This is a genomic window from Brachybacterium subflavum (assembly GCF_009299795.1).
Taxonomy (GTDB): Bacteria; Actinomycetota; Actinomycetes; order Actinomycetales; family Dermabacteraceae; genus Brachybacterium; species Brachybacterium subflavum.
Genome location: NZ_VIGP01000001.1, coordinates 695,137 through 709,167 on the forward strand (window position 1 = coordinate 695,137; position 14,031 = coordinate 709,167).

The window sequence follows — 14,031 nt, forward strand, 5'->3', positions numbered from 1 at the left end:
TGTCGACGTGCCCGGTGCTCCCCTCACTGCTGGAACTGGCCCAGCTGGAGCGTCTCGAGCAGACCGTCGATGTCGATGAGGGGCCCGTCGATCAGAGGCCCCTGGACGAGGGAGCTCGACGCAGCGGTCTCGTCGGGCGCGGTCTCCTCGGCGTTCGCAGCGGGCACGGCGAGGCCCATGCCCACGAGCGCGAGGACCGCAGCGGTGAGGGTGGTGCGACGGAAACGGTGGAACATGAGCGGTGCCTCCTCGGCGTCGGGATCCGGTCCTGGCCCGTGCGGCGGCGCCGCGCCGGACACCACGGGTTCGGAAGCCTCGCGCAGGCGGATTGGTCCGAGATGCGGAGGGACGACGGCATCCCGCGATCAGGCCGGGGCCCGGCCTGATCGCCGGGTGGGTCCCGAGGCGGTGGAAGCCGGGGACTAGCTCAGCAGCTCGCGGATGTCCTGCGCGGTGATCCCCGAGCGGAACGCCTTCCCGCCGTCGGTCAGGGAGTCGAAGAGGGCTGCCTTGCGCTGCTGCAGGGCGAGGACCTTCTCCTCGATCGTGTCCTCGGCGACCATCCGGAACACCATCACCCGGCGCTCCTGGCCGATGCGGTGGGCGCGATCGACGGCCTGGTTCTCCGCCGCCGGGTTCCACCACGGATCCAGCAGGAACACGTAGTCGGCCTCCGTGAGGGTCAGGCCGAAGCCGCCCGCCTTCAGCGAGATGAGGAAGACCGGCGCATCGCCCTCGCGGAACTCCCGCACGGCGGCGTCGCGATCGCGGGTCGAGCCGTCCAGGTAGCTGAAGTCGACCCCTCGCATCGTGAGCTCGTCGGCCACGTGCCGCAGGTGGGAGGTGAACTGGCTGAACAGCAGTACCCGGTGGCCGTCGCCCAGGACCTCCTCGAGACGGTCGAAGAGCGCCTCGAGCTTCGAGCTCGGCACGTCGCCGTGGGCCTCGGCGTCGACGATCGACGGGTCCAGCGCCATCATCCGCAGCAGCGTCAGGGAGCGGAAGACGATGAAGCGATTGCGATCGAGGTCCGTGTCGATGAGGCCGAGCACCTTCTTGCGCTCGCGCTGGAGCACCGAGTCGTAGAGCGCCCTGTGCTCGGGGCCCAGCTCGACCTTCACGACCTGCTCCTGCTTCTCGGGGAGCTCGGAGGCGACCATCTCCTTGGTGCGCCGCAGCATGAACGGCCGCAGCCGGGAGCGCAGCACGTCCATCCGCTCGGGGTGCTCGCCGCTCTCGATGGGCAGGGTGAAGCGCTGGCGGAACCCGATGGCGGGGCCCAGCAGGCCGGGCGCGGCGATCTCGAGGATCGACCACAGGTCGTCCAGGGAGTTCTCCATCGGGGTGCCGGTGATCGCGAGGTGGAACGAGGCGCGCACGTTCTTCGCCGCCTGGTGCGTGCGCGAACGGCGGTTCTTCACGAACTGCGCCTCGTCGAGCACGAGCCCCTGGAACTGCTCGCGCGCGAACTCGTCGTCATCGATGCGCAGCACGGTGTAGCTCGTGACCACGAGGTCCGCGCCGCGGACCGTCTCGGCGAGGTCCTCGCCGCGGGCGCGGGACGTGCGGTCGACGATCCGCACGTCGAGGTCCGGGGCGAAGCGCTCGGCCTCGGCCCGCCACACCGGGAGCACGGAGGAGGGGGCGACGACGAGGAACGGCGGCGGCGCGTCGGAGACCGAGCCGTCGGCCCCGTCGACGACGACCGGAGCGCTCTCGCGCGCGTGGGCGATGAGGGCCAGGGTCTGCACGGTCTTGCCCAGGCCCATGTCGTCGGCCAGCACCCCGCCCAGCCCGTGATGGAAGAGGAAGGCGAGCCAGGAGTAGCCGTCGCGCTGGTAGTCGCGCAGGTCAGCCGTGAGGGCGTGGGGGAGCGGGGGCGGGGTCAGGTCGCCCGTGTCCTGCAGGGCGCCGACGGTGCGCTCCCACTCCGCGCTCGCCTCGGCGGACTCCGCGATCTCCTCGAGGTCCTCCCACATGCCGACCTGGAAGCGGCTGATGGACTGCTGCTGCGGGTCCCACTCGGCGAGGGCCTCGCCCTCGGCGATGAGCTCGCGCAGGGCGTCGAAGGCGGGGTTGTCCAGGGAGAAGTACGTCTTGTCCGGGAGCATGATCCGGGTCCTGCCCTGCGCGAGCGCGACGAACAGGGTGGGGAAGGGGATCTGCCGGCCGTCGATGGTGATCTCGAAGCCCAGGTCGAACCAGTCGTGCTTGCCGGGGGACTGCTGCTGGGTGATGCGCACCTTCGGGGCGCCGTCGAGCTCGCGGTAGGCGTGGCGGGTGCCGACGATCTCGGTGCGCACGTGCGGCAGACCGCCGAGCTCGTCGAGCACGTGCTCGGAGAAGCGGGCCGTGTCCGGGCCGCTCAGCTGCTCGGGGGCGTCGCCGCCGGCCGTCGGCCACAGCGTCCTCACCCGGGCGAGCACCTCGTCCTCGTGGGCCACGTCGCGGCGCACGCCCTGGCGCTGGTCCATGGGCAGGGTGCGGGCGGGGTCGTGGTAGCGCCAGGTCCAGGTGAGCGAGAGGCGGTCCTCGGGGGCGTAGGCGGCGGCCAGGTGCAGGGTCGCGGGCTCGATCGCCGGCATCTCGACGCTGCCGTCGCTGCTGGTCACGCGCGTGACCGTGCGCAGGCGCGGGTACGCGTCCTCGAGGAAGTCCTCGCGGTCCTCTCCGGGCACGACGAGCGGCTCGGGCCGCTGGAAGAGGCGCTGCAGGGCCGTCGGGATCGGGGAGCCGACGGGCGCGATGCGCGCCGAGAAGCCCGTGGCGCGCGGGCGCGAGCCGTCGTCCGTCGGCGCCGAGGGGTCGTCCAGGGCGATCACGCCCGCGGTGCCCAGCGGCCGGGCCTGCGCGACGTCCTGGCCCTCGAGGGTGATGCGGGGGAGGACCTGGAGGTCGCTGCCGCCCTCGGGGATGCGCAGGTCCACCTCGACCGCGCCGACGGACGCGAGCTCGATCGCGCGCAGGCCGTCGCCCGGCAGGAACTCGACGCCGGCGTCGCGCGCGTACGCGAGGGACTGCCAGATCAGCGGGGAGCCGATGGAGTTCAGCCAGAGGTGCTCGATCGAACCGCTCGCGTACGAGCGCTCGGCCGTGGCGGAGGCGAACATGCGGGTCAGGGCCTCGGCGTGGCCCGTGTGGTAGGCGCGTCCGGCCATCCGGAACTCGAAGGTGCGCCAGGAGAGCCCGCCCTTGATCCAGGTGCCCTTGCGCCCCATCGTCATCGGCCGCAGGCCCAGCCAGAGATCGCCGCCCTCGGCGAGCAGCGCGGGGGTCGCGGTCTCGCGGCGCAGGCGGGAGACCCCGGGACCCACCCGCGAGACCTCGAGGTCGAAGCGGATGGCGAGGGGCTGGGGGACCTCCTCGCTCGGGGACTCGGTGAGCAGGGGGCGCAGCACGCTGCGCCACTCGGCGGGCGTCTCGCGCCTCTCCTCGGCCGCGCCGAGGTCGTCGAGGTGGTAGAGCACCGCGGCGACGTGCTTGCAGTCCGCGCCGATCGGGCACGAGCAGCGGGAGCGGCGGGGACGCCACAGGCCCCCCGGCTCGGCGGGCAGGAAGCGGCGGGAGACCGCGTCCTCCTCGTACTCGGCGAGGGTGACGACCGTGCGATAGGGGGAGCCCGCGCTGCCCTGGACGTCGGCCGTGACGGTCCCGCTGTCGACGTCCCAGACCAGATCCTCGACGCGGCCCTCACGGGCGTAGGCGAGGCCGTGGCCCGCGGCCCGGCTCCCCACCTGGTGGGTGATCACCGTGGGCGGCACGTGGGGCAGCAGGTCCGCAGTGGGCATACCCTCCAGGCTACTGCCGCACGGGCTCCCGCGGCGCCCGTCCACAGCGAGCGACGCGCCACGTCGGGGGCGTCGCCCAGAGGACCGCGAGCCCATCGCGGTACCCTGCCCGGGCGGCGCCTCGCGCCGGCACCCGGCTTCCAGCATCCATTCCGAGGAGACCCCTGTGGCACGACTGTTCGGCACCGACGGGGTGCGCGGCACCGCGAACGTGGACATCACCGCGGAGCTCGCGGTCGACCTCTCGGTCGCCGCCGCCCACGTGCTCGCGACCTTCGGCGCCTTCGACGGCGCGCGTGCCCGGGCGATCGTGGCCCGCGACACCCGCCCGTCGGGCGACTTCCTGAGCGCGGCCGTCTGCGCGGGCCTCGCCTCCGCGGGCGTCGACGTCGAGGACGCCGGGATCCTCCCCACCCCCGGGCTCGCGCATCTCGTGAAGACCTCGGGCGCGGACCTCGGCGTGATGATCTCCGCCTCCCACAACCCCTCTGCCGACAACGGCATCAAGTTCTTCGCGCGCGGCGGCACCAAGCTGCCCGACGAGGTCGAGGACGCGATCGAGGCCCGCCTCGGCGAGCAGTGGCAGCGGCCCCTGGACACCGAGGTCGGCACCATCCGCGACTACGGCGGCGCGGTCGAGCAGTACGTCGAGCACCTGGTCTCGACGCTCGACGGCCCGCTGACCGGCCTCACCGTCGTCGCCGATTGCGCGAACGGCGCCGCCTCCGAGACCGCCCCTGCCGCCCTGCGCGGCGCCGGCGCGACCGTGCACGTGATCGGCGACCGCAGCGACGGCAAGCAGATCAACGAGGACTGCGGCTCGACGCACCTCGAGAAGCTGCAGGCGGCCGTCGTCGAGCACGGGGCGGATGTCGGCGTGGCCTTCGACGGCGACGCCGACCGCTGCCTCGCGGTCGACGCCGCGGGGCGCGAGATCGACGGCGACCAGATCATGGCGATCCTCGCCCTGGACCTCAAGGAGCGCGGGCAGCTGCACGACGACGTCCTCGTCGTCACCGTGATGAGCAACCTGGGCCTGAAGATCGCCATGAAGGAGCACGGGATCACGCTCGGGCAGACCTCCGTGGGCGACCGCTACGTGCTCGAGGAGATGAACCTGGGCGGCTACTCGCTGGGCGGGGAGCAGTCCGGGCACGTGATCATGGCCGCGCACGCCACCACCGGCGACGGCGAGCTGACCGCCCTGCACCTGCTGCAGCGCATCGCCACCACCGGCCGCAGCGCGCGCGAGCTGGCCGACGTCTTGACCCGCCTCCCGCAGGCGCTCATCAACGTCAAGGGGGTCGACAAGGCCCGTGCCTCGATCGACCGGGGCGTGCTCGACGCGGTCGCTGCGGCCGAGGCCGAGCTCGGCGAGAGCGGCCGGGTGCTGTTGCGCCCCTCGGGCACCGAGCCCGTGGTGCGCGTGATGGTCGAGGCCCCGAGCGACGAGGTCGCGACCACGGCCGCCGAGAAGCTCGCGGCGGTCGTGCGCGAGCGCCTCTCGCTCTGAGGGTCTGTTCGCTCTGAGGGTCTGAGGAAGGGGCCGACGGGAAACCGTCGGCCCCTTCTCCGTCCTCTCCCGCGGCTCTCAGACCCTGCGCAGCAGGACGCTGCGCACGCGGTGCTCGGCGTCCTTGCGCAGCACGAGGTCCGCGCGGCCGCGCGTGGGCGCGACGTTCTCCGCGAGGTTCGGGCCGTTGACGTCGTCCCAGATCTTCTCCGCGGTCGCGCGCGCCTCCTGGTCGGTGAGGCGCGAGTAGCGGTGGAAGTAGGAGCGCGGGTCGGAGAAGGCCGTCTGCCGCAGACGCAGGAAGCGCTCGATGTACCAGCGGCGGATGTCCTCGGTGCGCGCGTCGACGTAGACGGAGAAGTCGAAGTAGTCGGAGATCGCGACGCCCAGGCGGCCGTCGCTGCGCGGCCGCGGGGGCTGCAGCACGTTGAGGCCCTCGATGATGAGCACGTCGGGCCGCTCCACGACCACCTTCTGGTCGGGCACGATGTCGTAGACGAGGTGGGAGTAGACGGGCGCCTCGACGCGGTCCGTGCCCGCCTTGACCTCCGCGACGAAGCGCAGCAGTGCCTTGCGGTCGTAGCTCTCGGGGAAGCCCTTGCGGTGCAGGATGCCGCGGGCCTCGAGCTCCGCCGTCGGCAGCAGGAACCCGTCGGTCGTCACCAGCTGCACGTTCGGGGTGTCGGGCCGACGCGCCATGAGCTCGCGCAGCAGACGACCCGTCGTGGACTTGCCGACCGCGACCGAGCCCGCCACGCCGATCATGTAGGGCGTGCGCTGCAGACCCTGGTGGAGGAAGCCGCTGCGCGCCCGTCGCAGCTCCTGCGCGGAGCCGACCTGGATGTTGAGCAGGTGCGTGATGGGGCGGTAGACCGCGTCGATCTCCGCGAGGTCCAGCTTGTCGCCCAGTCCCCGCAGCTTCTCGGCGTCCTCGGCGGTCAGGGGGAGGGGTGTCTGGTCCGACAACCGGGCCCAGTCCTCGCGGCGGATCTCGTCGAAGGGGGTGAACGATCCGTGGACCGCATGGGATCTCATGGTCAGCCATTGTTCCATCGGCCGCGGGGCCCGCGGGCGCGAATGGTCGGGTCGCGGAGGCGAACGGTGGGGCACGGGGACCCGACGGACGCGGACGAGCGGCACCGCATGAGCGTTCCGCTCAGGACCGCGCAGGGGTCGGTGCGCGAATCTGACAGGTCGTGCGCACTCCCCGTCAGGGCCGTGCACGGGCCCCGGCGAAGGTGAGCGAGGCCTCCCTCGGACCCGCGCCGCAGGGGGCGCCGAGGGGTCCGCGCCCGCTAGCGTCGGGGCCATGTGTGGAATCGTTGGCTACGTGGGCTCCGCCCCCGCCTCCCCCTCTCCCCGTCCTCTCGAGGTCGCCCTCCAGGGCCTCGCGCGCCTCGAGTACCGCGGCTACGACTCCGCGGGCATCGCGGTGATCGACGACGGCTCGGTGCGCGTCGCCAAGCGCGCCGGGAAGCTGCAGAACCTGCGCGACGCGCTCGCGGGCGAGGAGGACACCACCTCCCCGGTCGCGATCGGCCACACCCGCTGGGCCACCCACGGCGCGCCCACCGACGACAACGCCCACCCCCACCTGGGCGGGAAGCACGGCGAGCTCGCCCTCGTGCACAACGGCATCATCGAGAACTTCGCGGCCCTGCGCGCCGAGCTCGAGGCCGAGGGCTTCGCGTTCCGCTCCGAGACCGACTCCGAGGTCGCGGCGCACCTGGTCGCCCGCGAGATGCAGGGCACCGGTGACCTCACCGACGCGATGCGCGCGGCCGTCGCCCGCCTCGAGGGCGCCTTCACGCTCCTCGCGGTGCACCGCGACGCCCCCGACCGCGTGGTCGCCGCCCGCCGCAACTCCCCGCTCGTCGTCGGCCTCGGCGAGGGCGAGAACTTCCTGGGCTCCGACGTCGCCGCCTTCGTGGACTCCACCCGCGAGGCCCTCGAGATCGGCCAGGACCAGATCGTCACCGTCACCGCGGACGAGGTCGTCGTCACCACCTTCGAGGGCGAGCTCGTGCCCGAGCCCAAGCGCTTCACCATCGAGTGGGACGTGACCGCGGCGCAGAAGGGCGGCCACGACTCCTTCATGGCCAAGGAGATCCACGAGCAGGCCACCGCCGTCGCCGACACCCTGCGCGGACGCATCGAGTCCGGGAAGCTCCACCTCGACGAGATGAGCATCGACCCCTCGGTGCTGCGCAGCGTCGACAAGATCATCGTCGTCGCCTGCGGCACTGCCGCGAACGCCGGCAACGTCGCGAAGTACGCGATCGAGCACTGGTGCCGCATCCCCACCGAGGTCGAGCTCGCCCACGAGTTCCGCTACCGCGATCCGATCGTCACCGAGAAGACCCTCGTGGTCGCGATCTCCCAGTCCGGCGAGACCATGGACACCCTGATGGCCATGCGCCACGCGCAGGAGCAGGGGGCCAAGGTCGTGGCCATCTGCAACACGCACGGCTCGACCATCCCGCGCGAGGCCGACGCCGCGCTCTACCTGCACGTCGGCCCCGAGATCGCGGTCGCCTCCACCAAGGCGTACCTGGGGCAGATCACGGCCTGCTACCTGCTTGGCCTCTACCTCGCGCAGGTGCGCGGGAACCTGTACCCCGACGAGATCGCCGCGCTCATGGAGGACCTCGACCAGCTGCCCGCACAGGTGCAGCGCGTCCTCGACGACGCCGAGCAGGTGGGAGACCTCGCCCGCGCCATGGCCGACGTCTCCAGCGTGCTGTTCCTGGGCCGCCACGTCGGCTACCCGACCGCCCTCGAGGGCGCGCTCAAGCTCAAGGAGATCGCCTACATCCACGCCGAGGGCTTCGCCGCCGGCGAGCTCAAGCACGGGCCGATCGCCCTCGTGGAGGAGGGGCAGCCGGTCTTCGTGATCGTGCCCTCGCCGCGCGGCCGCGACTCCCTGCACTCGAAGGTCGTCTCGAACATTCAGGAGGTGCGCGCCCGCGGGGCCCGCACCCTCGTGATCGCCGAGGACGGCGACGACGACGTGCTCCCGTACTCCGACGTGGTGCTGCGCGTGCCCGCGACCCGCACCCTGTTCGCGCCCCTGCTCACGGTGATCCCGCTGCAGATCTTCGCGTGCGAGCTCGCCGCCGCCAAGGGCCTGGACGTCGACCAGCCGCGGAACCTCGCGAAGTCCGTCACCGTCGAGTGAGGCGCGGGGCCGGGCTCCCGCTCTGCTGCTGCACTGCGCCCGCACTGCGCCCGCACGGCGCCCGCTCCGCTCCCGCGCACGTTTCGATGTGATACTGCCGGGGTGACCCCCGCACAGCTCCCGCCGTCCTCGCGCGCCTTCGCGCCGCGCGAGGACGGCGTCGTCGTCGGCGTGGGCGTGGACGTCGTGGGCATCGCCCGCCTCGAGGCCCTCGCAGCCCGCACGCCCGGCCTGCTCGATCGTCTGCTGGCACCGTCCGAGCGCGGGCTCTCGCCCGCCTCGCGCGCCGCCCGCGTCGCCGCGAAGGAGGCCGTGGGCAAGGCGCTCGGCGCCCCCGGCGACTACTCGTGGCAGGACGTGACCGTCGAGCGCACGGCGGCCGGTCGCCCCTACCTGGTCCTCACCGGGGCGACCCTCGCCGCGGCCGAGCGCCAGGGCGTCGCCCACCTGCACCTCTCCCTCTCCCACGACGCCGACGTCGCGACCGCCGTGGTCGTCGCCGAGCGCGGCACAGGACCCCGGACGGTGCCCGCATGATCCGCGCGTTCACCGCCGACCAGGTGCGCACCGCTGAGGCCCCGCTGCTCGAGGCGGGGGAGCCGCTCATGCAGCGCGCGGCGTTCGCGCTCGCGCAGCGGGCTCTCGCGCATCTGCGCAGGGGGCGCGAGGGCAGTGCGGGACAGAAGGACGCGGGGCCGACGAGGGCCCGGACCGTCGCCGGCGCGCGCGTGCTCGTGCTCGCCGGGGCGGGGGACAACGGCGGCGACGGCCTGTTCGCCGCCGCCCTGCTGCGCCGCCGCGGGGTCGCCGCCGACGCGCTCGCCGTCCTCGGACGCCACCACGTGGAGGGGGCCGCGGCCCTGCGCGCGAGAGGCGGGCGTGTCTTCACGCGCCTCGACGAGCTCCCCGTGCGGGGCCCGATCTCCCTCGTGCTCGACGCGATCACCGGCATCGGAGGGCGTCCCGAGCTCTCGCCCGCGCTGCGCGAGCTGCTGGACGCGGTGCGCGACCTGGATGCTCCCGTGCTCGCGGTCGACGTGCCGAGCGGCATCGACGCGACGACCGGCGCCGCCGATCCCGGTGCCCTCGCGGCCCGCGAGACCGTCACCTTCGGGGCCGTGAAGACGGGTCTGCTGCTGCCCGGCGGCGCCGACCTCGCCGGGACCGTGCACCTCGTGGACATCGGCCTGGGCCCGCACCTGCCCGAGCGTCCCGCCCTCGAGCGCCTGGAGTCGGCCGATGCTGCGGCGCTCTGGCCCACCCCGGGGCGCGGGGACGACAAGTACTCGCGCGGCGTCGTCGAGATCGCCGCCGGCTCGGAGACCTATCCCGGTGCCGCGGTGCTCTCGGTCAGCGGCGCCGCCCGGGCGGGAGCGGGCATGGTGCGCCTGGACGCCCCGCGCGGCGTGCTCGACCTCGTGCTCGCCCGTCGGCCCGAGGTCGTCGGGGGCGAGGGGAAGCACCAGGCCCGCGTGGTCGGCTCCGGCGTTCCCGAGGACGATCCGCGCCTCGCGCGCGCCCTCGAGGACCTGCGCACCGGGCACCGGCCCCACGAGCGGACGCGACTGCCCGGCGTCGTCGACGCGGGGGCCCTCGGCGCCGTGGGCACGGGCGACGGCGGCGCGCTCGACGGATTCCACCCCGGCGTCGTGCTCACCCCGCACGCCGGGGAGGCCGCGCGGCTCGCACGGGCGCTGGGCATCGACCCCGAGCAGCCTGCGCCGGATCTCGCCCGCGCGCTCGCCGAGGCCACCGGGGCGACCGTCCTGCTCAAGGGAGCTGTGACGATCATCGCCCCGTCGCACCCCTCGGAGCCCCTGCTGAGCCAGGACGACGCGACCTCGCAGCTCGCCACCGCGGGCGCGGGCGACGTGCTCGGCGGAGTGCTCGGAGCCCTGCTCGCGGCGGGTCTGCCCGGACCTCGCGCCGCCGCGCTCGCCGCCCTCGTGCACGGCCGCGCCGCCCGCGACGCGGCCCTCGGAGGAACGGCGCCGATCGCCGCCCTGGACGTCGCCGAGCACGTCCCGCACGCCGTCGCGACTATCCTTGCCGGGGCCGACCGGAGACCGCCGGCCGACGAGGCAGGAGGAGCATGAGCATCCCGATCCCCGCAGAGGATCCTCGGCACGTGCCCAACAGGGCCGTCGTGGACACCTCGGCGATCACGCACAACACGCGTGTGATCGCCGATTCGCTGCGCGAGCACACAGCGCTGATGGCCGTGGTCAAGGCCGACGGCTACGGGCACGGCATGCTCAGCGCCGCCCGCGCGGCCGTCGCCGGGGGAGCGACCTGGCTGGGCGTCGCCCATCCGGCCTCCGCCCTGGCGCTCTCCCGCGCCGGCATCGAGGTGCCGATCTTCAGCTGGCTCTACGAGCCGCGCACCGCCGCCGAGATCCTCCCCGCCGTCGTCGCCGAGGGCGTCGAGATCTCCGTGGGCAGCCTCGCGATGCTCAAGATGGTCGCCGACGCCGCCCGCCAGGCCGACCGCCGCGCCCGCGTCCACGTGAAGATCGACACCGGCATGGGACGCAACGGCGCCCTGCCCGCGAAGCTCGCCGCCATCGGCTCCGCCGCCCGCGAGGACGAGTTCATCCGCCTCAGCGGGGCATGGACCCATCTCTCCGCGGCCGACGACCCCGAGGACCCGATGACCGACCAGCAGGTCGAGATCTTCGATTCCGCCTGCGAGGCCCTCGAGGAGGAGGCGGGACCGATCCCGCTCCAGCACCTCGCGAACACCGCCGCGACCCTCACCCGGCGCGACCTGCACCGCGACATCGTGCGCCCGGGCATCGGCCTCTACGGCTACCCGCCCGTCCCCACCGATCTCGACCTGCGCCCGGCGCTGACGCTCACCAGCCGGCTCGCCCTCGTGAAGGACGTGCCCGCGGGCCAGAGCGTCGGCTACGGCCACCGCTTCACCACCCCCGCGCCCACCCGGCTGGGCCTGGTCCCCATCGGCTACGCCGACGGGCTTCCGCGCGCCGCCTCCGGCGGTGTCAGCGTGCTCGTGCGCTCCGACGACGGCGACCATCGCGCCCAGCAGGTCGGGCGGATCAGCATGGACCAGATCGTGGTGGACCTGGGATCGGAGTCCCGGGCCCGCGCGGGCGACGAGGTCGTGCTGTTCGGAGCCGCCCAGGCGCTCGCGCCCCTGGGCGACGACGCGTCCGAGGTCGCCGTGACCCCGCAGTTCGTCGCCTCCGCGCAGACGGAGGAGGAGCCGGTGCAGGAGACGGACTCGGATCCCGCGGCGGGCACGGGCGGTCCGACGGATTCCCGGGACGGCGCGGAGCCGGAGACGACCGAGTCCACCGAGTCGACCGAGGAGACCCAGCCCGCGGAGGCGGGCGACGAGACCCCATCGGCCCCCGCGCTCGCGGACCTCGACGCCGCGGACCCCACGCTCCCCGAGAACCATCCCGGCGTCCCGACCGCCGACGACTGGGCGACCGCCGCGGGGACCATCCCCTACGAGATCCTCACCTCGGTCTCCAACCGCGTGCCGCGGGAGCAGCGCTGATGAGCGGCGCCGAGCCCGGATCGGGCGTCGCGTCGCTCGCGCTCACCACGACCGGGGCCGGGAGCACCCGCGAGCTCGCGCGACGCCTCGCCGGAGCGCTCGGTGCGGGCGATCTGCTCGTGCTCGACGGGCCCCTCGGCGCCGGGAAGACCACCTTCACCCAGGGCCTCGGCGAGGGACTGGGAGTGCGCGGACCCGTCGCGTCCCCGACCTTCGTGATCTCCCGGGTCCACCCGAGCGAGGCGGGCGGGCCTGCACTCGTGCACGTGGACGCCTACCGGCTCGGCGGCGGCGCGGACATCGACGACCTCGACCTCGACTCCGACCTCTCGGACGCGGTCATGGTCGTGGAGTGGGGACGCGACATCGTGGAGCAGCTGAGCGACTCGCACCTGCTCGTCGAGCTCTCCCGCGCGACCGGCGCAGAGGATGTGCAGCCGGCGAAGACGCTCCAGCCATCGCAGTCGGCGCAGCCGGAGCAGGACATCGCCGCCGGCGACGGCGAGGAGTTCGACGAGCGCCGTGCGCTCACGCTCACCTTCGTCGGCCCGCGCTGGGACGACGCGCGGATCGGCGCGGTCCGCGGGGCGCTCGGGGACGCGGCATCCACCACGACCATGACCACGGAAGGGCACGAGGCATGATGTGGCTCGGGATCGACACCTCGGGAGCCGTCGGCGTGGCCGTCGGGGACCGCGAGAGCGGGCGCGTGCTGGCCGTCGGCCAGGACGACCGCGCACGGCACCACGACGAGGTGCTGATGGCCCTCATCGACGACACCCTGCGCCGGGCGGGCGGTGCGCGCGCCGACCTCGAGACCGTCGTCGCCGGACGCGGCCCGGGCCCCTTCACGGGCCTGCGCGTGGGTCTCGTGACCGCGCGCGAGATCGCCTTCGTCCTGGACATCCCGCTGCACGGCCTGTGCTCCCTCGACGCGCTCGCCCTGCAGGCCGCCGAGGAGACCCCCGAGGCCCGCAGTCTCGCGATCGCGCTCGACGCGCGGCGCCGCGAGGTCTACTGGGCGCGCTACGAGCGGGCCGGCGAGCAGTCGCCGGCGGCGCCCGGAACGCGCCTCGACCGGGTCGAGGGACCCGCCGTCTCTGCCCCGGCGGACGTGGCCGAGGAGCTCATGGCCTGCGACGTCGTCGCGGGCTCCGGAGCCCTCCTGCACAGCGAGATCCTGCATCCGAACTCCGCGCTCGCCCACGTCGACGCCGGTTCCCTGCTCCGCGAGGCCTGGCGCCGTCTCGACGCCGGCGAGGACCTGTCCTCGACCGAGCCCCTCTACCTGCGCGAGCCCGACGCGAAGAAGCCGTCGGCGCGCAAGAGCGCCCTGGGCCGGCGGTGACCGAGCCCGCGCCCGAGCGAGCGTCCGCGTCGGAGCCCGGGGAGTTCCCCGAGCAGATGCGGCTGCCCGAGGGGATGCGCCTGCGCGTCGCCACCCTCGAGGACGCCCTGCCGATCGCCGAGCTCGAGCTGCGGCTGTTCCCCGAGGACGCCTGGACCTTCGACATGGTGCGTGAGGAGATCGCGCACCCCTCCCGCCGCTTCGTCGTCGTCGAGGAGGGGAGCGGGCTCCCGAGCGGAGGACCCGCGGACGAGCCCGATGCTCCTGAGGCGATCGGCGCCCCGCACGCCCTGGGCGCCCCCGGGAACCCGAGCGCCGCCGCCGCCCCCGGCGAGATCGTCGGCTACGCGGGCGTCATGCTCCTCGGCGACTCGGCCGACCTCCACACGATCGGCACCACCCTGCCCGGCCGCGGCATCGGGCGGGCCCTGCTCGACTGGTCGCTGCGCGCGACCCGTGAGGGAGGTGCGCGCGCCCTCGTGCTCGAGGTGCGCGAGGACAACGCGCGCGCCCGCTCGGTCTACGAGGCGGCGGGCTTCCAGGACATCGGCCGACGGCCCGGCTACTACCCGGGGCCTCGCGGACCGGTCGACGCCCGCGTGATGATCCGCGAGCTCGCGCGCGACTGACGGGAGGAACCTGCGCGCGCGCCTGCCCGCCTGCGCGCCCGCCCACCTG

General features: G+C 74.0%; 11 protein-coding genes. 8 read left to right on the top strand and 3 right to left on the bottom strand.

Features of this window, described 5'->3' with window-relative positions; genetic code table 11:
* Positions 1–23: 23 nt before the first annotated feature.
* Positions 24–236 (bottom strand): hypothetical protein, encoded by a 213-nt coding sequence (locus FHG10_RS03025; RefSeq protein WP_152351827.1) that lies wholly within the window; start codon positions 234–236, stop codon positions 24–26.
* 186 nt (positions 237–422) lie between these two features.
* Complete coding sequence (locus FHG10_RS03030; protein ID WP_152351828.1) at positions 423–3,788, bottom strand: DEAD/DEAH box helicase; 3,366 nt, start codon at positions 3,786–3,788, stop codon at positions 423–425.
* A gap of 166 nt (positions 3,789–3,954) precedes the next feature.
* Between FHG10_RS03030 and glmM the strand changes: the two genes are divergently transcribed.
* Complete coding sequence (glmM, locus tag FHG10_RS03035; RefSeq protein WP_152351829.1) at positions 3,955–5,301, top strand: phosphoglucosamine mutase; 1,347 nt, start codon at positions 3,955–3,957, stop codon at positions 5,299–5,301.
* Between the two features lie 78 nt (positions 5,302–5,379).
* Here the strand turns inward: glmM and coaA are convergent, their stop codons facing one another.
* On the bottom strand, positions 5,380–6,336 hold the full coding sequence (gene coaA, locus FHG10_RS03040) for a type I pantothenate kinase (protein WP_152351830.1): 957 nt from the start codon (positions 6,334–6,336) through the stop codon (positions 5,380–5,382).
* A 274-nt stretch (positions 6,337–6,610) separates the two neighbouring features.
* Between coaA and glmS the strand changes: the two genes are divergently transcribed.
* From glmS to FHG10_RS03075, 7 genes are all read left to right on the top strand, one after another.
* Positions 6,611–8,479, top strand: coding sequence for a glutamine--fructose-6-phosphate transaminase (isomerizing) (glmS, locus tag FHG10_RS03045; RefSeq protein WP_152351831.1), 1,869 nt, complete (start codon positions 6,611–6,613; stop codon positions 8,477–8,479).
* A 102-nt stretch (positions 8,480–8,581) separates the two neighbouring features.
* The gene (locus FHG10_RS03050; RefSeq protein WP_152351832.1) at positions 8,582–9,016 is read left to right on the top strand and encodes a holo-ACP synthase; all 435 of its coding nucleotides are present in this window, start codon (positions 8,582–8,584) and stop codon (positions 9,014–9,016) included.
* Positions 9,013–10,575: an NAD(P)H-hydrate epimerase gene (locus FHG10_RS03055; RefSeq protein ID WP_152351833.1), complete on the top strand. Its 1,563-nt coding sequence runs from the start codon at positions 9,013–9,015 to the stop codon at positions 10,573–10,575. The genes FHG10_RS03050 and FHG10_RS03055 overlap by 4 nt, the downstream gene beginning before the upstream one ends.
* Complete coding sequence (gene alr / locus FHG10_RS03060; RefSeq protein ID WP_227487995.1) at positions 10,572–12,005, top strand: alanine racemase; 1,434 nt, start codon at positions 10,572–10,574, stop codon at positions 12,003–12,005. The genes FHG10_RS03055 and alr overlap by 4 nt, the downstream gene beginning before the upstream one ends.
* On the top strand, positions 12,005–12,649 hold the full coding sequence (gene tsaE / locus FHG10_RS03065; protein ID WP_152351834.1) for a tRNA (adenosine(37)-N6)-threonylcarbamoyltransferase complex ATPase subunit type 1 TsaE: 645 nt from the start codon (positions 12,005–12,007) through the stop codon (positions 12,647–12,649). Before alr ends, tsaE begins: the two co-directional genes overlap by 1 nt.
* Positions 12,646–13,353: a tRNA (adenosine(37)-N6)-threonylcarbamoyltransferase complex dimerization subunit type 1 TsaB gene (gene tsaB, locus FHG10_RS03070; RefSeq protein ID WP_319803195.1), complete on the top strand. Its 708-nt coding sequence runs from the start codon at positions 12,646–12,648 to the stop codon at positions 13,351–13,353. Before tsaE ends, tsaB begins: the two co-directional genes overlap by 4 nt.
* Positions 13,350–13,982, top strand: a complete 633-nt coding sequence (locus FHG10_RS03075) for a GNAT family N-acetyltransferase (RefSeq protein WP_227487996.1) — start codon at positions 13,350–13,352, stop codon at positions 13,980–13,982. Before tsaB ends, FHG10_RS03075 begins: the two co-directional genes overlap by 4 nt.
* Positions 13,983–14,031: the final 49 nt, after the last annotated feature.